This is a genomic window from Gemmatimonas sp. (genome assembly GCF_031426495.1).
GTDB lineage: Bacteria > Gemmatimonadota > Gemmatimonadetes > Gemmatimonadales > Gemmatimonadaceae > Gemmatimonas.
In genome coordinates, this window is record NZ_JANPLK010000019.1 from 60,273 (window position 1) to 83,691 (window position 23,419).

The 23,419-nt window shown below is 64.9% G+C and carries 16 protein-coding genes; 8 read left to right on the forward strand and 8 right to left on the reverse strand.

Annotation, left to right across the window (positions count from 1 at the left end):
* Window positions 1-12: 12 nt before the first annotated feature.
* Window positions 13-2,127 carry a serine/threonine-protein kinase gene (locus tag RMP10_RS06145; protein ID WP_310569490.1) on the reverse strand — a complete coding sequence of 705 codons (2,115 nt, stop codon included), beginning with the start codon at window positions 2,125-2,127 and terminating at the stop codon, window positions 13-15.
* Between the two features lie 237 nt (window positions 2,128-2,364).
* Here RMP10_RS06145 and RMP10_RS06150 point away from each other — a divergent pair, with 237 nt between their 5' ends.
* The 3 genes from RMP10_RS06150 to RMP10_RS06160 all read left to right on the forward strand — a co-directional run bounded on the left by RMP10_RS06150 (window position 2,365) and on the right by RMP10_RS06160 (window position 7,631).
* The gene (locus tag RMP10_RS06150) at window positions 2,365-3,042 is read left to right on the forward strand and encodes a hypothetical protein (RefSeq protein WP_310569491.1); all 678 of its coding nucleotides are present in this window, start codon (window positions 2,365-2,367) and stop codon (window positions 3,040-3,042) included.
* A gap of 190 nt (window positions 3,043-3,232) precedes the next feature.
* Window positions 3,233-5,812: an endopeptidase La gene (gene lon / locus RMP10_RS06155; RefSeq protein WP_310569492.1), complete on the forward strand. Its 2,580-nt coding sequence runs from the start codon at window positions 3,233-3,235 to the stop codon at window positions 5,810-5,812.
* A 148-nt stretch (window positions 5,813-5,960) separates the two neighbouring features.
* Window positions 5,961-7,631 (forward strand): GNAT family N-acetyltransferase, encoded by a 1,671-nt coding sequence (locus tag RMP10_RS06160; RefSeq protein WP_310569493.1) that lies wholly within the window; start codon window positions 5,961-5,963, stop codon window positions 7,629-7,631.
* A gap of 235 nt (window positions 7,632-7,866) precedes the next feature.
* Here the strand turns inward: RMP10_RS06160 and RMP10_RS06165 are convergent, their stop codons facing one another.
* From RMP10_RS06165 to RMP10_RS06175, 3 genes are all read right to left on the reverse strand, one after another.
* Complete coding sequence (locus RMP10_RS06165; RefSeq protein ID WP_310569494.1) at window positions 7,867-9,072, reverse strand: NAD(P)-binding domain-containing protein; 1,206 nt, start codon at window positions 9,070-9,072, stop codon at window positions 7,867-7,869.
* A gap of 1 nt (window position 9,073) precedes the next feature.
* Window positions 9,074-10,201, reverse strand: a complete 1,128-nt coding sequence (gene hemH / locus RMP10_RS06170; RefSeq protein WP_310569495.1) for a ferrochelatase — start codon at window positions 10,199-10,201, stop codon at window positions 9,074-9,076.
* A 249-nt stretch (window positions 10,202-10,450) separates the two neighbouring features.
* On the reverse strand, window positions 10,451-12,526 hold the full coding sequence (locus RMP10_RS06175) for a PBP1A family penicillin-binding protein (protein ID WP_310569496.1): 2,076 nt from the start codon (window positions 12,524-12,526) through the stop codon (window positions 10,451-10,453).
* Window positions 12,527-12,642: 116 nt separating this feature from the next.
* On the opposite strand from RMP10_RS06175, the gene RMP10_RS06180 reads away from it, so the two are divergent.
* From RMP10_RS06180 to RMP10_RS06195, 4 genes are read left to right on the forward strand one after another with little or no spacing between them, the layout of a single operon-like run.
* A complete protein-coding gene (locus RMP10_RS06180) occupies window positions 12,643-14,568 on the forward strand; it encodes an NAD+ synthase (protein ID WP_310569497.1) in 1,926 nt (641 codons plus the stop codon).
* Window positions 14,569-14,597: 29 nt separating this feature from the next.
* Window positions 14,598-15,191 carry a HupE/UreJ family protein gene (locus tag RMP10_RS06185; protein ID WP_310569498.1) on the forward strand — a complete coding sequence of 198 codons (594 nt, stop codon included), beginning with the start codon at window positions 14,598-14,600 and terminating at the stop codon, window positions 15,189-15,191.
* Between the two features lie 23 nt (window positions 15,192-15,214).
* A complete protein-coding gene (locus tag RMP10_RS06190; RefSeq protein ID WP_310569499.1) occupies window positions 15,215-17,302 on the forward strand; it encodes a M1 family metallopeptidase in 2,088 nt (695 codons plus the stop codon).
* A gap of 16 nt (window positions 17,303-17,318) precedes the next feature.
* Window positions 17,319-17,843, forward strand: coding sequence for a DUF6702 family protein (locus tag RMP10_RS06195; RefSeq protein ID WP_310569500.1), 525 nt, complete (start codon window positions 17,319-17,321; stop codon window positions 17,841-17,843).
* 29 nt (window positions 17,844-17,872) lie between these two features.
* Here RMP10_RS06195 and RMP10_RS06200 read toward each other — a convergent pair whose 3' ends face one another.
* Window positions 17,873-18,889 (reverse strand): hypothetical protein, encoded by a 1,017-nt coding sequence (locus RMP10_RS06200; protein ID WP_310569501.1) that lies wholly within the window; start codon window positions 18,887-18,889, stop codon window positions 17,873-17,875.
* A gap of 354 nt (window positions 18,890-19,243) precedes the next feature.
* Here RMP10_RS06200 and RMP10_RS06205 point away from each other — a divergent pair, with 354 nt between their 5' ends.
* Window positions 19,244-19,672, forward strand: a complete 429-nt coding sequence (locus tag RMP10_RS06205; protein WP_310569502.1) for a hypothetical protein — start codon at window positions 19,244-19,246, stop codon at window positions 19,670-19,672.
* Window positions 19,673-19,709: 37 nt separating this feature from the next.
* Here the strand turns inward: RMP10_RS06205 and RMP10_RS06210 are convergent, their stop codons facing one another.
* From RMP10_RS06210 to RMP10_RS06220, 3 genes are read right to left on the reverse strand one after another with little or no spacing between them, the layout of a single operon-like run.
* Entirely contained in the window at window positions 19,710-20,498 is a 789-nt protein-coding gene (locus tag RMP10_RS06210) for a creatininase family protein (protein ID WP_310569503.1), read from the reverse strand.
* Window positions 20,499-20,502: 4 nt separating this feature from the next.
* On the reverse strand, window positions 20,503-21,357 hold the full coding sequence (locus RMP10_RS06215) for a neutral zinc metallopeptidase (protein ID WP_310569504.1): 855 nt from the start codon (window positions 21,355-21,357) through the stop codon (window positions 20,503-20,505).
* A 17-nt stretch (window positions 21,358-21,374) separates the two neighbouring features.
* Window positions 21,375-23,393 (reverse strand): DUF3857 domain-containing transglutaminase family protein, encoded by a 2,019-nt coding sequence (locus tag RMP10_RS06220; RefSeq protein ID WP_310569505.1) that lies wholly within the window; start codon window positions 23,391-23,393, stop codon window positions 21,375-21,377.
* Between the last annotated feature and the right edge of the window lie 26 nt (window positions 23,394-23,419).

The window sequence follows — 23,419 nt, forward strand, 5'->3', positions numbered from 1 at the left end:
CAGGCGCTCGGCTTACGCCGACCCGGAGCGCGACGATGTCGCTTCGCGCACTTCGTTGGCGGCCTGCACGGCGATATCGACATCACGCGCCAGCTGCATCGCTTGCTCCGCGACCAGTGTGACGCTTTGCACGGAGCTGTTGCCGGTGCGCAACCGTACGAGATCGAGGCGTACGTTCTCGAGCGCAATGCGGCAGCTCTCCAGCTGTGCACGACGCAGCTCACGCTTGCCAAGCGTGTCGGCGACCGCGCGACGATCGCGTCGGAGTTGCGCCAACCGTCGCACGCGTCCCTCGCTGCGTTGCGTGTCGAGTGGATTCGCTTCGGCCTCGAGCGAGCCGATCTCGGCGTCAATGCGTCGTGCGGCATCTGGACCCTGCTCGCGATCGACCCGCGAGATATCGCGGGCGATGATCTCGACCTTGTTCACCAGATCTACCGCCGTGCGCGCGACGTCCGGAATGCGCCCGCGTTCTTCGGCCGGCAGCGTACCCAGCAATCGACCGATCTCTTCGCGATCGGCGCGCGCGGCCTTGACGAGTCCCACAAACTCACCGAGTTCGTCGTCGCGGGCCGGGGCGTTCGGCATCGCGACGGCGGCGCGTAGCGTCACCGGCGACGATGGCGTCGACGACAACACGCCATCGAGACGATTGCGCAACCGTCCCTGCGCCCGTAGCTCTTCGCGCTTCTTACGGCTGAAGGTGGCCATGAACTTGTCGCCGAGATCGGACAGCACTTCACCGAGCATCCGATGCTTCGGCTGCTTCAGCACGTCCGTCCAATCGAACCCGTCGGCCCACAGCTTCGCGTACTTCCACGCGATGTAGACCGTCCAGAGCGTGGTCAGTCCCAGCATGTCGCCGCCCGTGAAGATGCTGATCACGAGGATCGCGCCGTTCACGAACAGGTACGGGGCCAGCTTGCGGCGGAACGCGACGACCGGTGGGGCGAACCAGCGCGCCTCATCTTCTGCGGTCGCGACGTAGACATCGTCGCCCGACGCCGGCTGCTGGTACAGCGGGTATGGGGCCGCCTGCGGTGTGACCGCGGTGCGCGACTGATACGTGGGCGGCTGATAGGCCGGCGGCGTGTATGGCGCGGGGGTGTACGGCACCGAGGGTGCGGCTGGCGCGGACGGCGCCGGCGAGCCGAATCCTCCCAGCGGCATGCCGCCGATTGGTGCGCCATTGAACCGCACCGGCGCGCCAGTGGCCAGCTGCGAGGCCGCCGGATTGGTGGGAGGCGGTACGACGCCGGTCTTGAGGGCGGTCACCATTTCACCGGCGCTCTGGAAGCGATGCTCGGGGCTCTTCTCGAGCAAGCGCATCACGATCTGCGACAGATCGTCGGGCGTATCCGGACGACGCAACGACACCGGCACCGGCATTTCGGCCAGGTGCTTCACCAACAACGCCGGCGTGGTGCCGCCAGTGAAGGGCGGCTCGCCGGCCAGCATCTGGTACGCCACAATGCCCAGCGAATACAAATCGCTGCGGGCGTCAAGGTCGCGATCGCCGGCGGCTTGCTCGGGCGACATGTACGCCGGCGTACCGATGGCCATGCCAGTGGCCGTGAGTCGCGAGGTTTCGCCACTATCACTGGCCGCCCGCGCGATCCCAAAGTCGGTGACCAGCGCCCGCCCGTCGATACTGTCCAGCAGGATGTTGTCGGGCTTGATGTCGCGGTGGATCACCCCGCGCGCGTGTGCAAACGCCAGCGCATCGGCCACTTCAAGCAGCCAGCGACGTACGTCATCGATGGGCAGCGGACCGCGCTTCTGCAACTTCGTGGCGAGATTGTCCCCGTCGATGCAGGCCATCACGAAAAACACGAGGTTCCCGACTTCGTCGACCGAATAGATCGGGACGATGTTGGGGTGACTCAGCTGTGCGGCCGTCTCGGCTTCGCGAAGAAAGCGAGTCCGAATGTCGCGCCGGAACGACAGCTCCGGCGGCAGCAGCTTGATCGCCACGAACCGCTTGAGGCGCTTGTCCTTGGCCCGATACACGATGCCCATACCACCGCGACCGATCTCCTGGTCCAGTTCATAGGTGGCACTGAGCGCCTGCTCCACATGGGCGCGCAGCTCAGCATCTTCGGTGGATGGGACTACGGAATCGGGCACTCGCGTGGGAATCGGGGAAATCCTGAGGTACCGCTAGTGTAGCACGGGGGAATACGCAGCGACAGCACAGGCGGTCGGAAGACCTTACGTGACCAGGTCGCCGAAAAGTTGCAGAACGACACAAACACAGCCGTGCCTCTCGGCCCGCACTTTGCGAATCACCTTGGAACCGGCGGGCCGTGGCCCCCACAGGCTCCCGGTTACACCCCAGCTCAAGCCAAGGACGGAGAGCAGATCATGACCGAACACACGCACCACGACGATGAGAATCGAGACCTGCCGGCAGGGACAGATCGTACTCCGCTGTCAGATCGCGAGAAGGCGGAGCAGAGGATAGGCGGCGGCTCCGGCGGGCTCGCCGGTATGGCTGCCGGCGCTGGCATCGGCTCCTTGGTCGGCCCGATCGGCACCATTATTGGGGCCCTCGGCGGAGTCGTCGGTGGGTGGTGGGCCGGCCGCGCCGCGATGAAATCCGACGATGGGTACAGTGTCGACGACGACGACTTCTACCAGTCGCACTACGAGTCCTCGCGCACCCTCGGCAGCACCGGGCCGTCGTTTGACGCGACCCGTCCGGCCTATCAGCTCGGGCATATGGCGGGCATGAATCCGGACTACCGCGGCCAGAGCTTCGACGACGTGGAAACGCATCTGTCGACCGCGTATTCCACTGCTGGAACGGATGACTGGAACAGCGTGCGCGACTATGCTCGGGATGCGTATGGCCGCAGCCGAGACCGCGGAAGCAACGAGGCCTCGTCGACTCGCGCCACCGAGCAGACGCGCGACCTGCGCGACGGCTCCCGAGGGCTGGCGGATCGGGTTGTCGACGCCGCGGACGACCTCAAGGACCGCGTCGACGGCAATCCGGCAAGTCACGCCGGCCGGGATGCCACCGATCGCCCAGAGCGCTAGGCGATCTCGATCGACACCGCAGTAGGCTGGTTCCGCAGGCTGCCAAAGCAGCATGGCAGCCTGCACCGTGGCAGGACGCGAGGGGCGATCGGGCGAAACGCGGGGCAATCCTGCCGAGATGGCGTGAACTCCACGGTTCGGATTGTGCCCACTGACTAGCGGTATTCCTCTTCCAACAGGATCGTACGTCATGGGCCAGCGCCAAACGCTTCCCGTCCTGCCGCTTCGCGGGACGGTCATGTTCCCCGGCATCACCGCACCAATTGCGGCGGGCCGCCCCGGCACCCTGAGAGCCATCGAAACGGCGCTCAAGGGAGATCGGCTCGTCTTTGCCGTCGCCCAGCGCGACAATACCGAAGAGCCGACGTCGGACATTCTCTTCACAACGGGCGTCATTGCCCGCATCGGCCAAATCCAGCGCGGTCTGGGCGGTGTTCAGCTGCTCCTGCAAGGCGAGCAGCGCGCCACCGCGTTGCAGTACGCTGAAGTCGACGGATATCTCCAAGCGGTGATCGTCCCCTCTGAGGAGATGATGCCACTCGACCTCAAGAACGCGGCCTTCGAAGCGCTCCATAAAGAGGCGCGTGAGCGCGCCGCCGAGTTGGGCGAGAAGCGCGGATTGCCGGAGGAAGTGGTGCATCAGGTGCTCGACTCGGTCGACGATGCCGGCAAGTTCTCCGACCTCGTGGCCGGCTACATCGAACTCACGGTGCCCGAGAAGCAGGGGCTGCTCGAAACGCTGTCCGTGGAGGAGCGCCTGCGCCGCGTGCTCGTACACGTGCAGCGCCAGATCGGCTTGCTCGAAGCGCAGGAAGACATCAAGTCGCAGGTCCAGGAAGAGCTGGGCGAGCGGCAGCGAGAGATGTTCCTGCGTGAGCAGCTCAAGGCCATTCAGAAGGAGCTCGGCGACGATGACCAGTCGAAGGAAATCACCGAACTCCGCGAGAAGCTGACCAAGCTCGAGCTTCCCAAGGACGCGCGCGCGGAAGCGGAGCGTGAACTGGGTCGCCTCGAACGCGCCGGTCGCGAATCGATGGAAGCGCAGGTGATTCGCACGTATCTCGAGTGGATCGCCGAACTACCGTGGAGCAAGCGCTCGGACGATCACCTCGAGCTGGCCCGTGCCGGCGAAATTCTCGAGGAGGATCACTACGGCCTCAAGGACGTGAAGGATCGCGTGCTCGAGTTCCTGGCCGTGCGTCAACTACGCGCGCAGCAAATCGCGGCCGAAGTCGCCACCACTGGCGAATTCCCGGTATCGAAGATCAAGGGTGACACCAGCGACGCGAACCCCACACTGGGCAGTGGAAACGGGAATGGCAACGGAAATGGCGACCGTCAGATCACCGACGCGAAGGAAGCCAAGGCCCGCGCCATGGCCAAGGGACCGATCCTGCTCTTCAACGGCCCGCCGGGTGTCGGCAAGACGAGTATCGCCAAGTCGATCGCCCGCGCGCTCGGCCGTGAGTACGTGCGCGTCGCGCTCGGCGGAGCACGCGACGAAGCGGACATTCGTGGACATCGACGCACGTATGTAGGCGCCATGCCGGGTCGCATCATTCAGGGCATGAAGCAGGCCGGCAGCAAGAATCCGGTATTCCTGCTCGACGAAGTCGACAAGCTGGGCACGTCGTATCAGGGCGATCCCTCCAGCGCGCTGCTGGAAGTGCTCGACCCCGCGCAGAACGACTCGTTCACCGATCACTATCTCGGCGTCCCGTTCGATCTCAGCGAAGTGCTGTTCATCGCGACGTCGAACTTCATCCAGAACATCCCCGGTCCACTGCTGGACCGTATGGAAGTCGTGGACTTCAGCGGCTACACCGAGCGTGAGAAGTCGGAAATCGCGAAAACGTATCTCATTCCCCGTCAACTCGAGGAGTCGGGACTCGGCCAGCGCGATATCACGTTCACCGACGACGCGGTCATGAAGGTGATCAGCGAGTACACCCGCGAGAGCGGCGTGCGTCAGTTGGAACGTCAGCTGGGCGCCGTGGCGCGCAAGGTTGCACGGCGTGTGGCCATGGGTGATACGGCCACGATCGACGACAAAGTGATCAGCAGCGACGAAGTCCGTGAGCTCCTGGGGCGTCCGAAGGTGCATCCGGAACGGGTGGCCGAGCATGACGAAGTCGGCATCACGACGGGTATGTACTATACGCCGATGGGCGGCGACATCATGTTCGTGGAAGCGAGCATTCGCCGTGGGTCAACGGCTCCGGCCAAGAGCGACGACGGCACCGAGGTGGTGCGTGTGGGACCGATCTCGCTGATCCTGACCGGACAGTTGGGTGACGTGATGAAGGAGAGTGCGCGAGCCGCACTGACGTACGCCACGAACAACGCGGCACTGCTGGGCATTCCAGCCAATCGGGTGGCGTCGGCCAGCGAGGCACACATACACGTGCCGGCCGGGGCGATTCCGAAGGACGGCCCGAGTGCGGGTATCGCGATCGCGCTGGCGCTCGTCAGCGAGATGTCGAACCGCAAGGTGCGACGCGATGTCTCGATGACGGGTGAGATCACCCTGCGCGGCCGCGTGCTACCGATCGGCGGCGTGAAGGAGAAGGTGCTCGGTGCGCACCGTGCCGGCATCAAGGAAGTCATCATCCCGAAGGCCAATGAAGCGGACCTCGAGGACGTGCCGGACGAAGTGCGCGAGCAGCTGATTTTCCATCCGGTGGAGACCATGCGTGAAGTGCTGGCGATTGCCCTGGTGGATCAGGGGCGCGCGGCGCCGATTGAGGCGGAAGAGCTGATTGGGGTGTGACGGCGAGTAAGGGGTAGGGAGTAAGGGGTAAGGAGTAAGGGGGTAACGGGGCGCAGTGGCTCGTTACCCCCGTTTTACGTCAGCGCTACGTCAGCTCTACGTCACGTGACTTATTCCGCTTGCCCGCCGTTGGACGCAAGTTGACAGCATGACAACGCTCCAACCGTCCACGCGCGGCATCGTCCGTCTGGCCACCGAGGCGGACCACGATGCGATTCATGCGTTGAACTATCGGACCTTCGTCGAAGAGATCCCCCAGCACGCGCCGAATGCCGCGCGGCGTCAGGTGGATCGTTTTCACGACGAGAATGTGTACGCGGTCTACGAGGTTCATGGCCGCATCGTCGGGATGGTCAGCGGCCGCACCCAGCGCCCCTTCTCACTCGACCAGAAGCTGGGCAGCGTTGACGACTACCTCCCTGCCGGTCGCACGCCGGTTGAGATCCGCTTGCTGGCCGTCGAACCCGAGTTCCGCGCCAGCCGCGTCTTCGCGCAGCTCGTGGGCTTCATCACGCGGCACTTCCTCGCCAAGGGATTCGACCTCGGCATCATGTCGGGCACCACGCGTCAGCTGCGCCTGTACCGCCATCTCGGCTTCCACGCGTTCGGCCCGCTCATCGGCACCGAACAGGCGTCGTATCAGCCGATGTACATCACCGCCGAAGAGGTGCTCGCCTGGCCTGAGGCCCTGAAGGATGGCGCTGACGCACTCGGCGCCGGCGCGAATTTTCTCCCTGGGCCGGTGGGTATCTCCGACGTCGTTCAGCAGGCCATGCAGCGCGGCGCCACGTCGCATCGTGCGGAGTCGTTTCACGCCTGCTATCGCGACGTGCAGCGCCGACTGTGCACCCTTGCCGATGCCAAGCAGGCCACCATGCTGCTGGGGTCGGGCACACTCGCCAACGATGTGGTCGCAGCGCAAATCTCTCTACTCGACGCGCCGGGGGTGATCGTGAGCAACGGCGAGTTTGGTGAGCGACTGATCGATCACGCGACACGCATGCAGATTCCGCACACCGTCGTCCGGGCGCCATGGGGTGAGCCGCTCGACTACGCGAAGGTTGCCCATGCCATGCGGTCCACCAGCGCCCGCTGGCTCTGGTCGGTACATGGTGAAACGTCGACCGGGGTTATCAATGACCTCGCAGCGCTGACCGCCATCGCTCAGGATCACCACGCGAAGCTGGCCCTCGACATAATCAGTAGCCTCGGCACCGTGCCGCTGTCATTGCGTGACGTCTGGCTGGCCAGTGCGGTGAGTGGTAAATCCCTGTGTGCGTTCCCCGGCATCGCCATCGTCTTGCACGATGGGCAGATTCATTCGGCCAGCCGCCGTATTCCGCGCTATCTCGATCTTGGCCTCGCGGTGCAAGAGCAAGGCGTGCCCTTCACGCAGTCATCGAACCTGCTCGATGCACTCGGCACATCGCTGGCCGAGATCGACTGGCCTGCGCGGTTTCAGCGCGTGGCGCATGATGGCGCGTGGTTACGGCGGGCGATGGAATCGCGCGGATGGCGCGTGCTCGCGCCGGCCGACTGCGCGTCGCCGGCCGTGCACACACTGATCCCACCGGCTGGCGTGAGCGCCCGGGCGCTCGGCGAACAGCTGCGGGATGCCGGATGGCTGATCAGCTTCGAGAGCGGCTACCTACGCGAACGCAACTGGCTGCAGGTGTGTCTCATGGGCCACTACACGCCCGCCTCGCTCCGCGCGTTCCCGGCGGCGCTCGATCGGTGCGCCACCACGACGGCCGTGAAGCCACCCGCGCACGCGGCGCCACTCGGCGAGTTCGCCCGAGCACGAACGGCGACGGCGTGAACGGCGACTGGAATCGCAACGGCAACGGCAACTACAACTGCAACGGCAACGGCAACAGCTGGAACACGGAGATAGCAGATGACACTGACATCACAGATAGACAGAAAGCGATAACGATTTAAAAAATCGCCGTTTGCTTATCTGTGATGTCTGCGCAATCCGCCGACTCCGTGTTCTGGCTGTTGCTTTTCGCTGCTGCTTTTCGCTGCTGCTTTTCGCTGTTCGAGCAAACCCGCTACGCCGACAGCGCAGTCAGTTCGCGCAGCAGCAATCGGGTCACGCGTCGCGCCATGGCATCGGCGGCGTGTTCCGCGCTCGCATCCGTTCCGGCGGTGAGCGCGTGTGATTCCAGCGCCGCGCGCGCGGCGTCGACGGCCCGCTCTTCGAGCAGTGCCAGCCGCGCGCCGACCTGGCGGCGATGCATGACGCCGGCAAAGCGCGCGAGTTCGCGCTGCAATGCGAGATGGGCCCGCGCCGCGACATCGGCGGTACCGAGCACTTCGCCCGCGTACATGGCCAGCCAGTCGAGATCCACGTACTGCACCGATACTGGCAGGTCGGCCGCGTTCCCAACATTCGACGGCACACCAAGGTCGATCCAGATTGACGGGGCCGCGCGATCGCGCAGGAGCGCGCGCGCCTCGACCGACGTCACGAGCGGCGTCGTGGAATGCGCCGCAAAGATCACGACGTCGGCTGTCGACATCGCCTGCTCGCGCCCGTCCCACCGTACATGCGCAGCGCCGTACGTGCTCGCCAGCAGCGCGGCACGACTGTCTGTACGATTCGTGACGTGGAGAACGAACGCGGTCGTCTTGTTGCCGTGGGCGAGCGACGACACCACCGTGCGCGCCGCGTCGCCGGCACCGATCACCAGCACATGCAATGGCAGCGGCGCGGCGCGGACTTCACTAACGTCGCGTTGGGTCTCGACGAGATCCTGTAGCGCCTCGCGCACCCGCACGCCGAGCGAGGCACTGGCATACGTACCGATGGCCGCGCGAATGTGGCGCGCCGCGTCAACCGCATGGCGGAACACGCCGTCGATAAGCGCGTTCGTCGCGCCGAGCTCGCGCGACGTGCTCCACGCGCGCCGCACCTGTCCCAGAATCTCCGGTTCGCCGAAACGGGACGAGCACATACCCGCGGACACCGCGAACAAGTGGCGAACAGCAAGGTCGGCGCGTTTCCGCTCGAGCTGGACGCCGGATACGCCGCACTCCGCCAGCATCATGCTGAACCACGCCGACGGGTCATGGTCGCCCCACCAGTACAGCTCGGTGCGATGACAGGTGCTGACCAGGACGGCCGGAATGCCCAGCGCGCGCAAGGATTCGAGCCGGGCCGGCAACTGCGCGGGCAGCACGCGTAATCGACCCACGGCTTCAACGTCGTTGTGTTCGTGGGAGCAGCCGATGACATGGAACGGCAGAAGGAACACGTCAGCGACTCGCCGCGGACTCCAAAGAGACATCGCGTTTGCCCTGTGTCGTCATCTTCGACGGCAATCCGCGACAGGCGGCGTTGGTGCACCCCGGACAGTTCTGCTTGTACTGCGTACTGTGCGGCTGCCCAGACGCCAGATGGCCGTTCACGATATCGGCCAGGGCATCGAGGAACTCCGTGCGTGCATTCAGCGACGGCGCGCGCTTGAATCCGGTCATGCCAAGCGAATGTGCCAACTCGCCGTATTCGATGTCGATTTCCGACAGCGTTTCGATGTGATCGCTCGTGAACGCGATCGGCACCACCAGTACATTCTTCTGCCCGCGCGCCGCCAGTTGCTTGATCATCATCTCCGTGCTCGGCCCCAGCCACCGCACCGGGCCCACTTCAGACTGGAAGCTCAGCATGTACGGATTGCGCAACTCGGCCGCCTGCACCACACGGCTCACCGACGCCGCGATCTCGGCGGGATACGCATCACCGCGGTCGATCACCTTGAGCGGCAACGAATGCGCGCTGAACAGCACCAGCACGTCATCACGCTCGTGATCGGCGTACTGATCGAGGCCGTCGTCGATGGCGCTGGCCATCGAGCGTACGAAGCCCTCGTGCTCGCCCCAGCGATCGATGATGCTCCAAGTGAATGCGTCCTGGAGGCCGGTACGATCGAGCGCGCGCCACAAGTCATTTAGGCTCGAACCGGTGGTCGAGCATGACCACTGCGGATACTGCGTGAACGCCACCGCGCGCGTGATGCCGTCGGCCTTCATCGCCTTGAGCGCATCGTCGGCGAACGGCGTGGTATAGCGGAAGGACACGTAGAACTTGTGCGGGGCCGTGTCGGGCGACATTTCGTCAAGCCGCGCACACATGGCGTCGCCCTGCGCCTTCGTCCAGGTGAGGATCGGCGACCCACCCCCGATCGCGTCGTACAACTTGCGCACCTTCGGCGCCCGCCGTGTTGCGATGAACTTGCCCAACACATCCTGCCACGGGAGCTGAATGATCTCCTTGTCAGCAAAGAGGCGCAGCAGGAACGGCTCCACCTCGTCGAGCGTCGCCGGTCCCCCAAGGTTCATCATCACGATCCCGGTACCGCCGCCGCTTCCAGCGGTGCGTGGCATCTCGTGGGAATGTCCGTGCGCACCAACCGGGCGACGAAATGGCAGAACATCAGAGGGCGTCATGCAGCGAATAGTCGACCCCTGCACCACCGCATTCCATTGGGGTGAATACGCAATTCACCCCCCCGTACGTTTACGGAGTCTCTCCAACCCGCTCAACACTGAGGACTGTAGCTGCTGAACTCTGACCACTATAAACAGTCTGACGCCAGAAATCTGACCACTGAAAACTGACCACTGAGCCAGTGCTTAGTACCCGATCGGCCCTAGCCGAAACAAGCTCCACGGCCACACCGGCGCTCCCGGTTCCGTCCCCGCCATGAACCACTCCACATAGCGTCGATCGTTCGGCGTCGCACCATCCGACGGCTGCCCTGTTGCCCGATCGAGCTCCACCGGCACCACGCCCGGCGGCGGCGTCCACACGCCGCTGGCGCGATTGCCGTAGGCCGCCGCAATGATCTGCCCCGCGATCGGCGCCGCCAGCGTGCCTCCCACCGCCCCAGGCGAGATCATAGCCGTCTTGTCGAAGCCCAGCCAGACGCCCGTGACCAACTCCGGCGTCATGCCAACGAACCAGACATCGGTATTGTCATTGGTCGTGCCCGTTTTCCCGGCCACCGGGATACGCGACGGCACGATTTTGCGCAACGCCGTCGCGGTGCCGCGCGTGACCACATCCTGCAACATGTCGCGCATGATGAAGGCCACTCGCGGATCCATCGCCGATCGCGGCGGTGCCACTTGCGGCGTGAACACCGTGCGGCCATTGCGATCTTCGATGCGCTGCACGAAGCGCGGCTCGACGGCCACGCCACCATTGTCAAAACTCGCATAGGCGGCCACGAAATCGAGCGGCTGCACCACGCTCGCCCCCAGGGCACTCGAGGGGTACGGCGAGATCGGCGAGCGCAGTCCGGCGCGGCGCGCCAACGCGATCACCGAGTCCATGCCGACGGCGAGCGCGAGCTGCACCGCCACCGGATTGCGCGACTTCGTGAGCGCCTCACGCAACGTCAGCGCGCCCAGGAACGCGTTGTCGGCGTTGTCGGGACTGTAGATCTGCCCGTTGTCGAGCCGGATGCGCAGCGCGGTGTCGGCCACCATGGCGTTGGCCGCCAATCCTTGCGCGATCGACTGCGCGTACACGAACGCCTTGAAGCTCGATCCGGGCTGCCGATTGCCGTCTACCGCGCGATTGAACGAACTCCGCGCGTAGTCACGCCCACCCACCAGCGCCCGGACGTCGCCCGTGGTCGGATCGAGCACCACCGCCGCGCCTTCCAGGCACGCTTCCACCTTCGCCTTCTTCGCGGCCGTGGCCACGGTATCACCAGCCACGCGCGCGCAGCGCTGTCCGCGAAAACCGGGGCGCGTTTCGATTTCGTCGAGTCCACCGCTGAGCGCCTGCTGCGTGGCGCGCTGCAACGCGGCGTCGATCGTGGTGTGAATGCGATACCCGCCCTGCATGACCGCAATACCCGCCCGCTCGGCCTGCACGCGCACCACGTCAACCACCCACGGCGCCGGTGAGCGCGTCGTCGTCACGGTACGGACCGGCTCGCGTTGCGCCGCCGCCAACTGCGCGGCGGTGATGTACCCCTGCTCCGCCATCAGGGCGAGCACCGTGTTGCGGCGCGTGCGGTTGCGATCGGGATAGCGGGCCGGATCGTATTGCACGGGGCTCTTGGGCATCGACGCCAGCGACGCCGCCTCGGCCAGCGTGAGCTCGGCCGCACCCTTCCCGAAGAACTGTCGCGCCGCCATCTCGATGCCGTACGCGCCGCGTCCGAAGGAGATCTGATTGAGAAACGCCTCCAGGATCTGTTCCTTGTTGTAATGGCGCTCCATTTCGCGCGCGGCCTGCTGTTCGCGCAACTTGCGCCCCGCCGACACATCCCGACGATCAATGAGGTCGGGGTGCATGTTGCCCACCAGCAACTGCGTGATGGTGCTGGCGCCGCGGAGATTGCCCTTGGTGACCGCGTCCTTGATGGCACCGGCCACGCCGACCAGGTCAACGCCGTCATGCTGATAGAAGCGCTTGTCTTCCACGGCCACGAAGGCATTCCCCAGGTACTTGGGCAGCGAGCGCAGCGCGACACTGATGCGACGCTCCCGGCCCAACTCTCCGATCAGCGAGCCATCGCGGCCGAGCACCAAGGTGGCCTGTGCCGGCGTGACGATCTGCCACGCCTCTCCGGTGGAACCCGGTGCGACTTGTGCCGCCATACCAGCCGGGAGGAGAGCCAGTACGAGGGGCAGGCACACAACGGGCACCGCGGCCAGACGAGAACGACCGTGTCGGGATTTCAGAGAGCGCATGGGGGAATTGTACACGCGCGACGGTGAGCCGGTTCACGGCCTGCGTCGCGCCTGGCGCCACCCGGAACCACACGCTGACCGTAGTCGATCCGAGGCGATCCTCCTAGTTTGCATGCATGCCTGGTGATCCGATTCGTCCGCTGACGCTGGCCTTGTGCCAGTTCGCCCCCCGAAAAGGCGACGTAGCCGCCAACCTCGCCCGTATCGGGCGCCTGTGCGCGCAAGCGTCCACCCTTGATCCGCGCCCGCAGGTCGTGCATTTCCCCGAGACGGCTCTGTCGGGTTACTTCGTGGAAGGCGCCGTGCGCGAGGTCGCCTGCACCGCCGGTGCGCTGGCCTACGATCTCGATGAGGCCTACCGCACCGCCTGCGCGGCGGCCGGCATTGACTGCGTCGCCATGGACCTTGTGATCGGCTTCTACGAGCGGTGGCGCGACACGCTGCACAACAGCGCGGCCTACCTCACCATCGGCCTCGACGACGGGCCGCCCGTCATCCGGCACGTGCACCGCAAGAACTACCTGCCCACGTATGGGCTCTTCGACGAAGAGCGCTTCGTGGAACGCGGTACGGATATCCGCGCCTTCGAGACCCCGTGGGGTCGCGCGGCCATTCTGGTGTGCGAAGACGCCTGGCATTCCATCAGTGGCACCATCGCCGCCCTCGACGGCGCGCAGGTGGTGTTCGTGTCGTCGGCGGCCCCCGCCCGCGGCATCTGGCCGCGTGAAGACGGCATTGCCGGTCCCTACAGTGCCGCCCGCTGGGAGCGGCTCATTCGCGACATCGCCGAAGAACAGGGCGTCTACACCAGCTTCGTGAACCTCGTGGGCTCCGAAGGCGGCAAGCGCTTCTTCGGCACGTCGCACCTGGTCGGCCCCGGTGGCGACGTGCGTGGCCGCGCGCCGGTGTGGGATGAATCGTTCGTATCACTCACGGTCGATCTCGATGATCTCGTGCGCGCCCGCGCCGACGGGCCGCTGCTGAGCGACCTGCGTGTCGCGCTACCGCACGTGCTCGACAACATCCGTCGGATCCAAGACGGCGCGCCGATGTCATTGTCGTACGACGGACCCGAGCCCGCCGCGGCCGACTTGCTGCGCGGGGCCCGTGGCTTCACCACCGGGGAATTTGCCGTCCCCACCGAAGCACTGCAGCGCGCCAACTCGATCGTGCGCGCGATTCCCGAGTCGCTACCCGTGATCCGGCACGAAATGCGCGACCACGGTGGGCCGCCGCCGCTCGCCATTGACGCCGAGATGACCGAGGAATGGCTCACCGGCTTCCTGCGTGAGGAACTCACCCGACGCGGCTTCGGCAAGGCGGTCATCGGCATCTCCGGCGGCGTCGATTCGGCCGTCACCGCGTTCCTGGCCGTGCGCGCCCTCGGCCGTGCGAACGTGATCGGTATTCGTCTGCCGTATCGCACATCGAGCGCCGAGTCGTTGGATCACGCGCAGTTGGTGATCGACGCCCTCGGCATCGAGTCGCGCACGGTCGACATCAGCCCCGCGGTTGACGGCTACCTTACTGCCGAACCCGACGCCGACGCCTCGCGCCGCGGCAACATCATGGCGCGCACCCGCATGATCGCGCTGTTTGATCTGTCGGCGCGGTACCGTGCGCTGCCACTGGGCACTGGCAACAAGACAGAACGGCTGTTCGGCTACTTCACTTGGCACGCCGACGACTCCCCGCCGATCAATCCGATCGGTGACCTCTACAAGACGCAGGTGTGGGCCCTCGCCCGTCACTTGGGCGTTCCCGACATCATCATCACCAAGCCGGCCACCGCCGATCTCATCGCCGGGCAAACCGACGAGGGCGATCTCGGGATCAGCTACGCACGCGCCGACGAGATCCTGAACGGCATGCTGCACGGCTTTTCGCACGAGGCCATGCGTTCGCGCGGCTTTCAGAGCGACGAACTCACGCTGGTGTCGAAGCGCCTGAACGGCACACACTGGAAACGCCGGCCGCCCGCCACTGCACTGGTGAGCCAGTCCGGCATCGGCGAATCGTACCTGCGACCGGTGGACTATTGATCAGCGTAGTGATCGTGCGGGCGTAAAGCATGCTCAACGAGTTTCGCGTGTACCTCGAGCTCGGCTTTCGGCACATCGCCGATCTGGCCGGCTACGATCACATCTTGTTCGTGGTCGCGTTGGCGATTCCGTTCGGCATCCGGGACTGGCGCCGCCTGGCGGTGTTGGTCACGGCGTTCACGCTGGGCCACAGTCTCACCTTGGCGCTCGCCACGATGCGACTGGTGTCGGTGTCGTCGAATGTGGTGGAAACACTCATCCCCGCCACGATTCTGTTCACGGCGCTCGATGCGTATACGTCGGCCACCCCGCAACGCCCGGAGAATCCAGCCACGGTGAAGCGGTACGGCATCGCGCTGTTGTTCGGACTCGTTCACGGTCTCGGGTTCTCGTCGTACCTACGTGCGTTGCTCGGTGACGAGGAGAGTATTGCCCTGCCGTTGCTGGCCTTCAACGTCGGTCTCGAAATGGGGCAGCTCGTCATTTTGTCGATCGTACTCACCATTGGCGCTGCGCTGGTACCGGCGATACTTCAACGTCGTCGGTGGGTACAGATACTGGTGGGCGTGACCGGTGGTCTCGCGCTCATGCTGCTGGTCCAGCGCCTTCGTGCCTGGTCATGACCGTAAATCTCTCTATCCGTCGCATGCGATTCCCTCTCCGCTTTTGTGCGGTCGCGCTCGCGCTGCTGCCTACGGCAATGCCAACGGCCTTGCCCGCGCAGCAGTGGCTCAACGCCGAGCCGAATACGAAGGTCAACAAGTCGTCGTTTCGCGCGCTCGACGAATGGCCGTCGCCGAACGACTTCCGCGATGCGTCCGGCTCACCGGGCACGCGTTACTGGCAGCAGCGCGTGGACTACGTGATCCGCACCACGCTCGACACCACCACGCATTCGGTGAAGGGCTCGGAGCGCATCACGTACCACAACAACTCGCCACAGCCGCTCGGCTACCTGTGGTTCCAGCTCGATCAGAACATCGAAGCGAAAACCAGCCGCGCGAATATGACGAAGTCGGCGCTGCCGGCCACGCTGTCGCCGCAGGCCCGTCACTTCCTGCTGCCCGAGGAAGAGCCCGTGGGCGGCTATGACATCACGCGCGTAGCGCTGGTCTCGGTGAACGGCCAAGCCGCCAAGCCGGCCCGTTACATCGTGAACGGCACACAGATGCGCGTGAACCTCGACGCGCCGATCCCCACCGGCGGCAAGGCCGTGGTGGACATCGATTGGTCGTTCGTGGTACCCGAGGGCGGCAACAACAGCCGCGGCGTGCGTGAGCAGGTAAAGGACGGCTGGATTTACGAGGTGGCGCAGTGGTTTCCGCGCGCCGCTGTCTACGACGACGTGACCGGATGGCAGAACGACCCGTTCCTGGGCCAGGGCGAGTTCTATCTCAACTTCGGCAACTACGACGTGAGCATCACGGTGCCGCACGATCACATCGTGCGTTCCACCGGCACGCTCAGGAATCCCTTGCAGGTGCTCACGCCCACGCAGCGCACGCGCCTGACCACGGCGATGGCCGGCGACACGTCGGTGTTCATCGTGCGCCCCAACGAAGTGGCCACACCCGGCGCGCGTCCGGCCGGTACGGCGCCGATCACGTGGCGCTTCACGGCCGAGAATGTGCGCGACTTCGCGTGGGCCAGCAGCAAGACGTTCGTGTGGGATGCCGCGGGTTTCCGCTATTCGCCCGCCGGTCGCACGATCGAGCTGCACTCGGTGTATCCGCGCGACGCGATGCCGTTGTGGAGCGACATTTCCACCAAGGCCATCGCACAGACTATGCGCAGCTACGGCCGCATGGCGTTCGAATATCCGTATCCGCAGGCGTCGAACGTGAACGGTCAGGTGGGCGGGATGGAGTATCCCATGATCGCCTTCTGCGGCGGGCGCCCCGGTGCTGATGGCAAGTACACCAAGAATCAGGAGTACGCGCTGGCCTCGGTGACCATTCACGAGGTGGGACATAACTGGTTCCCGATGATCGTGGCCACCGACGAGCGAAAGTGGACGTGGATGGACGAAGGCGTCAACTCGTTCCTCGAGTACTACAGCTCACTCGACTACGACAAGAACTGGCCGGCGGCGCGCCTGCGCGGCCCCGCGCCCAACATCGTGAACTACATGAAGGACGCCGACCAGGTGCCCCTCATGACCGAGTCGGACTTCATTCATCGGCAGTTTGGCAACAACGGCTACAGCAAGCCGGCCGCCGGTTTGGTGATGCTGCGCGAGAAGGTACTGGGTCCCGAGCGCTTCGACCTCGCGTTTCAGGAGTACTCGAAGAAGTGGATGTTCAAGCATCCGCAGCCGGCCGACCTGTTCCGTACGCTGGCCAGCGGCGCCGGTGAACGCCTCGATTACTTCTGGCGTGGGTGGTTTTACAGCACTTACAACAACGATCAAGCCATCACCAAGGTTGAGTCACAGGACGCGCAGGCCTTCGCCGGCACCACCAAGCGCGGCAAGTTCTATCACCGCATCACGGCCGAGAACAAGGGTGGGCTCGTGTTGCCGTTGGAGCTCGAGATCGAGTACACCGACGGCACCAAGGAGCGCGTGAAGATGCCGGCTGAAGTGTGGCGCAACAACGAGAAGTCACACGAGTACGGCTTCTTCTCCGACAAGGAGATCGCCAAGGTCACGGCCGATCCCGATTCCGGCTACGCCGACGTGGATCGCACCAACAACACGTTCACGAAGGGCGTGAGCACGCGCCCGATCGGATGAACGAAGGGATTCGCACGTGAAGCTGGCGACGTTGGCCTTGGCCGCACTGTTGTTCGGTGGCCGCGACGCGGGTGTTCGTGTGATGCACGATGTGCACAGCACGCACACGCGCGCCGTCGTCGAGACCGGCACGGTGATGTGGAAGGTGCGGTTGTTCAGTGATGATCTGGAGAAGGGGCTGCGCGCCTATGCGCGTCGCCCTGCCTTCGCGCTGGACCGCGACGCCAAGGCCGACTCGCTGTTCACGGCGTATTTCAACGCCAAGGTGAGCGTGTCGGCCGACGGTCGTACGCTCAAGGCCTCGCTGGTGCAGCAGGGCGTGGACAAGGACCCAGTGGGCGGCACGGTGCATTGGTACCTGCTGCAGTTCGACGCGGCGCGTGCACCGGGCACGTTGTCCATTCGCAACACGCTGCTGGCCGAGCTCTTTCCGAGTCAGGCCAATATCGTGGTGCTGTTATCGATGCCCGGCGAGAAGCGACACTCGTTGTACTTCGGCGACGGCGATAACGCGGCGCAGACGGTGGATCTGCGCCGCTGACGCGGCGCACTGCCGTCCACCTGTTTGCGTCAGCATGCCTGCTTACCGTTGCAGCGCAATCGGTAGCGTACGAGACTGACGATATCGTCGCTATTGCACGTGCGGAGCCAGACGTGCGCATCCCGTGCCGCCAAGAGTTCATGGCCTTTCGGCAGACGGAATTCGCCGCGGACCACTCCTTTCCGATCCACCATCACCACCTTGAGCGAGTCAGGGGTGTCCTGCATGGTCAATAGCGCCATGCCGTCGTTGCGGAGTAGTGCTCCCCAGACCGGAGGTATGACCGACGGGACCATCGATGAGGGGACGCTGCGGCTCCGATCCACACCGACGCCGCGGCGCAAGATGCTATCTCGCCTAGCCGCCGGGTATTCGAGCCCGCGATACGGGAGGCGCGTGGACGAGAGAACACTACCACTCGCGCTCATACGAGAAAGAAGGACGCTCGAACCTGTCAGAGAGAGATCAGAAACGGACACGGCAAGTACTTCATCTCCGTTCGGGGAGGTTGCGACCATGTTCGTAGAGGCAAGAGCCTGCTCCCAACGAGGGTCAGCCTCTAGACTTGCGAGTTTGCGAGCTGTGCCGTCCGTCGAATAGCTGGCGACGACGAGCTCTCGAGCACTACGCGCTCCGCCCGATGTACGCAGTATGGTTCCTGCTCCGAGCAGGCTTCCGTCTGCCCGCCGCGCGCTCGGGGAAAAGTCGACGAGTCTTGCCTCGCTACCTTCGTTGATGACGCGCACCTGTCTCTGCGCCGTCTCCAATGGTGTGACACGCACGAGCTGACCGGTCCTCGTAAAGAACGAGTGACGACGAAGTCCAAAATCATAGATCCACACTGTGTCGGCATTCCACCCTTGGACCTGCGGTGTTTGGAACTCGCCGGGACCACTTCCGCGCCGACCAATTGCAGCAATGCGCCTGCCGCTTGTGTCGTAGATGCGAACCTGGAAGTCTTGACGCAGTGTGAGCGCGATATCGCCTCGGCCGTTTACTCGCCCGCCATTCACTTCGCTAAAATCTTCAGTGGCGCCGTCGAGCACGACTTCTCGAGACAGTGCGACTCGTGCCGCCGATTGAGCCCCAGCGATGCAAGCTGTCATAGCCGCCAAGGCGATTGCGGCGGCGACTCGCGCCGTAGGTCGATACCAGAAGGTCATTTTGCTTGAATGAGTTCGAGTGATGCCAGAAAGGCGGCCGACCTTTCCTCTTGTGAAAGAGTGCGAGGCGCCGTTGTCAGCGTGCGGCGCTCGACAGATTTCGACGGCGCGGCTGCGCAGCGAAATCGACCTCTTTGGATTCCGGTAAACGGAGCAATCGGTTGTGGATGGTGTTGACGCATCGCGTGCAAAGACCTCGCGCGCATGTAGTCTGATGGCACCCTTTGCGGAAATCCAATGACAAAGAAGCACTGGGTCGGCTGCAGCGTGGCCCTGCTACTCGCGTGTAACGCCGATCGCTATATCACCGGTCCTGCCTTGCTTGAAATTGGCCGGGGGGAGCTCATCGCTGCGCCGGATTCAGCAAGGGTTGGCATACCGGTCGAGGTAATTCTCAAGGCGCGTGGCAGCATCGCTGTCGAGTGCAACCGGCCGGCTGGCGTGAACGTACAGCAGCTAGGCGACGTGACACGGATGGAAGTCTTTCATCGCCGGCCTTCCGGAGACGTCGTCTGTCCCGCCGTGCCTCGAGACTATCTAGATACCGTATCCCTCCGCTTTTCTGCGCCCGGTGTGAAAACGTTGCGGCTGATCGGCACGGCACTGTACGTCGGCCCAGGCACTCCACTCGACTCGGTACAGCGTTTCATCACCGTCGTGCCGTAAGCGTGCCGCGAGGCGCGGCTCCCCGACGGAGACGCGCTTAGCGGTCCGCCCACATTGCATTCGCGTCCGCGCCCGCCAGCTGCACGCAGAACGCGGCGATCCGCTCCACCGCCTGCGCCACGAACGCGGCGCCCTTCTCCACCGTGGCTTCCCGCGGATCGCCCACACCGGTATCGGCCGTCACCTGCGTCCAGCGACGCGGCATCCACGCCCAGCCGCTGCGCACGCCGTCGAACACGCTGGGTTTGGCATGGCCATCGCCCCACGTGTTGCGGTCGGGCACGACCAAGTGCGGTGCCACGTGCATGATGGCCGCCGTTTCGAGTTCACCGGCGTGGTCGCCCGCGCTGTCGAACACGCCGTGATCACCGGCCTGCCACCAATTCACGATGGCCAGCACCATCGTCGTGCTCGGCTGCAGCTCGCGCACCAGCGCGCGAAGTTCATTCCCGCCGTGCGCATTCAACAGCACCAACGCCCGCACACCATGCGGCTCGAGACTCTTCACCACATCACGTAACAGCGCCAGCTGCGTGCTCGGCATCATGTTGATCGTGAAGCGCAGGTCGAGCTGCGTGCTGTTCACGCCGAACGGCACCGCGGGTAATGCCGCCACACGAACGCCCTGTGCCGCGCACGCGGCCGCGACGCGCGCGGCGACTTCACGCCCCATGATGGTGTCGGTGCCGTACGGCAAATGCGTGTTGTGCGGTTCCGTGGCGCCGAAGGGCAAGAGCGCCACCGGCCAATCACCGTCGCGCATCGCCGGCCACGTCTGCTCTTCCAGCACGCCGACACGCGGCGCGTAGGCATCGTCGCGACTCACGGACTCAGCGTCCCTGTCCGAACGTGTCACACGAACGCGGATCGCCCGAATCGAAGCCTTTGCGGAACCACGCCTTCCGGTCGGTACTCGAGCCGTGCGTGAACGACTCCGGGTTCACCCGCCCCGTCGACATCTTCTGCAGTCGGTCATCACCCACTGCGGCCGCCGCCCCGAGGCCTTCGTCGAGATCACCGGCTTCGATGATGCCGCTACGGGCCGCGGAGTGCGCCCACACACCCGCATAACAGTCAGCCTGCAGCTCCATTGCCACCGACAGCTGATTGCCTGCCGCCGGATTGCGCTGCACCGCGTTGCGCATGGCCTTCTCGGTGCCCGTGAGATTCTGCACGTGGTGTCCGATCTCATGCGCCAACACATACGCCTGCGCGAAATCACCGGGTGCGCCGAACTGACGATCGAGCTGATCGAAGAACGAGAGATCGACGTACACGCGCTGATCGCCCGGGCAATAGAACGGCCCCGAGGCCGCGCTGGCGTCGCCGCACGCCGATCGTACGCCTTCTCGGAACAGCACGAGACGCGCGTCGGTGTAACCCGGCACCAGCGCGTGCCACGTGACCTGCGCCGTATCGAGGACGAAGGACACAAAATCCACCATCTTCTCTTCGCCGGCGTCGGTCACCGGGGCCGACTGCGACGCCGGTGCCATTTCGCCACCGGGCACGCCGCCACTGAACTCCGTGAGCAGATCACGTTTGAAGATCAGACTGAGTACGAGCAGCACCACAGTGCCGCCGAGCCCCAGCTTCATGCCGCCGCCGCCGCGGAATCCACCACCACCACTCGCGCCACGACGATCTTCGAGATTGTCGCTTCGTCCACCTGGGCTCCAACGCATCTGTTCTCTCTCCGCGATTACGGCGCCGCTGCCGGCTTCACCGTTAAGAAGTCCTGATCATCCGCCCCGACCGTGCGCAGCCACACCAACACTTCGGCAATGCGCTCGGGGCCGAAAATACCACGCTGTCCCTGCAACCGACGCACCTGCCGCAGCTCGCGGCCGTTCTGCGTCCACGTCGAACTGTAACTGCCGAAGAAGCTCGTGGCCGACACGTTCGCCGGGAGGTCAATGGTCCAGCCCGGCGGTAGCGTCACGATCCACTCGGTGATATTGGCCATCGGTGCAAGAATCCGGCTCGCGTCGATTGGCAGCTGCCGTGGGCCGCGACTTTCGAGTTCCCGGAGCGCCGTGCGGAAGCTCCGCGCCGGTCCGCGCACCACCGACGGCACCGAAAGCACTTTCGACGTGCCGATCGTGCGGACGAGCTCGTCGGCCGACACCGCGTACGAGATCTGCGCCGACGACGCCAAATCGCGGCCATTGAAAACCACCAGCGAATCCACCCGGGGATTCCCGGTTACTTCCGCACCAAAAATGCGCTGGGTGAGTGATCGGGAGAACGCCGCGCGCCGGGTGGAATCGAGCGGGGTGCTCAGCCCCAGCCGGAGCCCGTAGGTCGGCGATCCTTCGGCCCGCTCGACTGCGCGTCCCACGGCGCGTCCGTCGGCGCCGATCTGCATGGTGAGCTGCAGCGACGACACGTTGCGCTCCGTGGGCCGCACCGGCAGCATCACCCGTTGCGCCGCGCCGTCGTCACCGATGATGATCGCGAAGCTCCCCTGATACGCATCGGGCAGCTCACCATATGGAATCGCCTCGGCGGTCAAGTCAGTGTACATCCAATTCGCCCCATCACGCACGGCGGCGATGGCGTGATTGAATTGGAACACCGTTGGCACGTTTGGATCGGGACGCTGCGACAGCGAGAGCAACACGGTGTTCGCGGCAATGCGATACCGACGCAGCGCCGCCACGAACAGCGTTGCTTTGTCCTTGCAATCGCCAAGCGACGTGGAGAGCACTTCGTCGGGCGTGCGCGGTTGATAGCTGCCCATGCCGAGCGCAACGGAGAGGTATCGGATATCCTGCGCCACGAAGCGATGCACCGCGCGAACGGTGTCGAGCTTCGTACGGGCCACGCTGGCCTTCACCACCGAATCGATACGCGACGCCGCGCTCGCGCTGAGCGCGTAGCGATCCTTCGACAGCCCGTGATACCAACTCGCGATCTCGGTCCACGTGCTGCGAGGTCCCACGGTGATGGTTTGCACCACGCCATTCGAATCGGCCGCGAACGGTTCGCCGCGTATGCCGGGCTGATCGCTTGCGGTCCACGTATAGCGGCGACGTCCGTTCGCGATGTCGTCGCGTCGCTGTACCGTGAGGTTGCGCTCCACGATATTCGGCGCGTACCCCTCGGGCACGTCGAGCTCGATCAATGAGCGTCGGATGGAGGTCGGGCCGTTCAATCCCGCGCGGAAGAGAAAATCGCCGGCACGCGGCGGGGCGGATTCTTTCACCGACCACGCAATGTCCACCACCGTGCCCGCGCTCACGCCCGCCAGCGACAGGCGACGCACGCGCTGATCCTGATAAATCGGATTCGCCATCGCCGCCGGTACGTCGGCGTCCTGTATCTGCGCCGGCTTGTCGGCCACGACCACGCCTGTGGTGCGCAGCACGCGCACCCACTCGATGGTCAACGTCTGATGTGACGACGCGAACGCAAACGCCTGCTCGGCCAGGCCGCGCGCGGCGTTCTCGTCGACCACCTGCACCGCCCGCCGGTTGCGCTGTAGCCAGCGTCCGTCTGCCTCCACGCGAAAACTGGATTCCTGCAGCAGCACCACGAACGGCTGCCCTATGGCGCGCGCCGGGTCGACGGCGAGGCGCAGCACGGAATCCGACGGCACGAGCGGCAACGGCGACGGCGGCGCCACACCCTGCGCCGACGCCGTACGCGCGAACAAGAAAGCCAAGGCGCTCAGCGCCAGAGAACGAAGCGTACCGAAAGGCATGTCGAATGGTCGCATGCCCGCCTCGCAGACGCGAGTGCGAC

Excerpts from the sequence above, each read along its gene's own strand:
- hemH (WP_310569495.1), bottom strand. The coding sequence starts at position 10,201 with ATGCCACGCACCGCTGGAAGCGGCGGCGGTACCGGGATCGTGATGATG.
- RMP10_RS06185 (WP_310569498.1), top strand. The coding sequence starts at position 14,598 with ATGCTCAACGAGTTTCGCGTGTACCTCGAGCTCGGCTTTCGGCACATC.
- RMP10_RS06180 (WP_310569497.1), top strand. The coding sequence starts at position 12,643 with ATGCCTGGTGATCCGATTCGTCCGCTGACGCTGGCCTTGTGCCAGTTC.
- RMP10_RS06215 (WP_310569504.1), bottom strand. The coding sequence starts at position 21,357 with ATGCGTTGGAGCCCAGGTGGACGAAGCGACAATCTCGAAGATCGTCGT.
- lon (WP_310569492.1), top strand. The coding sequence starts at position 3,233 with ATGGGCCAGCGCCAAACGCTTCCCGTCCTGCCGCTTCGCGGGACGGTC.
- RMP10_RS06175 (WP_310569496.1), bottom strand. The coding sequence starts at position 12,526 with ATGCGCTCTCTGAAATCCCGACACGGTCGTTCTCGTCTGGCCGCGGTG.
- RMP10_RS06190 (WP_310569499.1), top strand. The coding sequence starts at position 15,215 with ATGCGATTCCCTCTCCGCTTTTGTGCGGTCGCGCTCGCGCTGCTGCCT.
- RMP10_RS06150 (WP_310569491.1), top strand. The coding sequence starts at position 2,365 with ATGACCGAACACACGCACCACGACGATGAGAATCGAGACCTGCCGGCA.
- RMP10_RS06160 (WP_310569493.1), top strand. The coding sequence starts at position 5,961 with ATGACAACGCTCCAACCGTCCACGCGCGGCATCGTCCGTCTGGCCACC.
- RMP10_RS06205 (WP_310569502.1), top strand. The coding sequence starts at position 19,244 with ATGACAAAGAAGCACTGGGTCGGCTGCAGCGTGGCCCTGCTACTCGCG.
- RMP10_RS06220 (WP_310569505.1), bottom strand. The coding sequence starts at position 23,393 with ATGCGACCATTCGACATGCCTTTCGGTACGCTTCGTTCTCTGGCGCTG.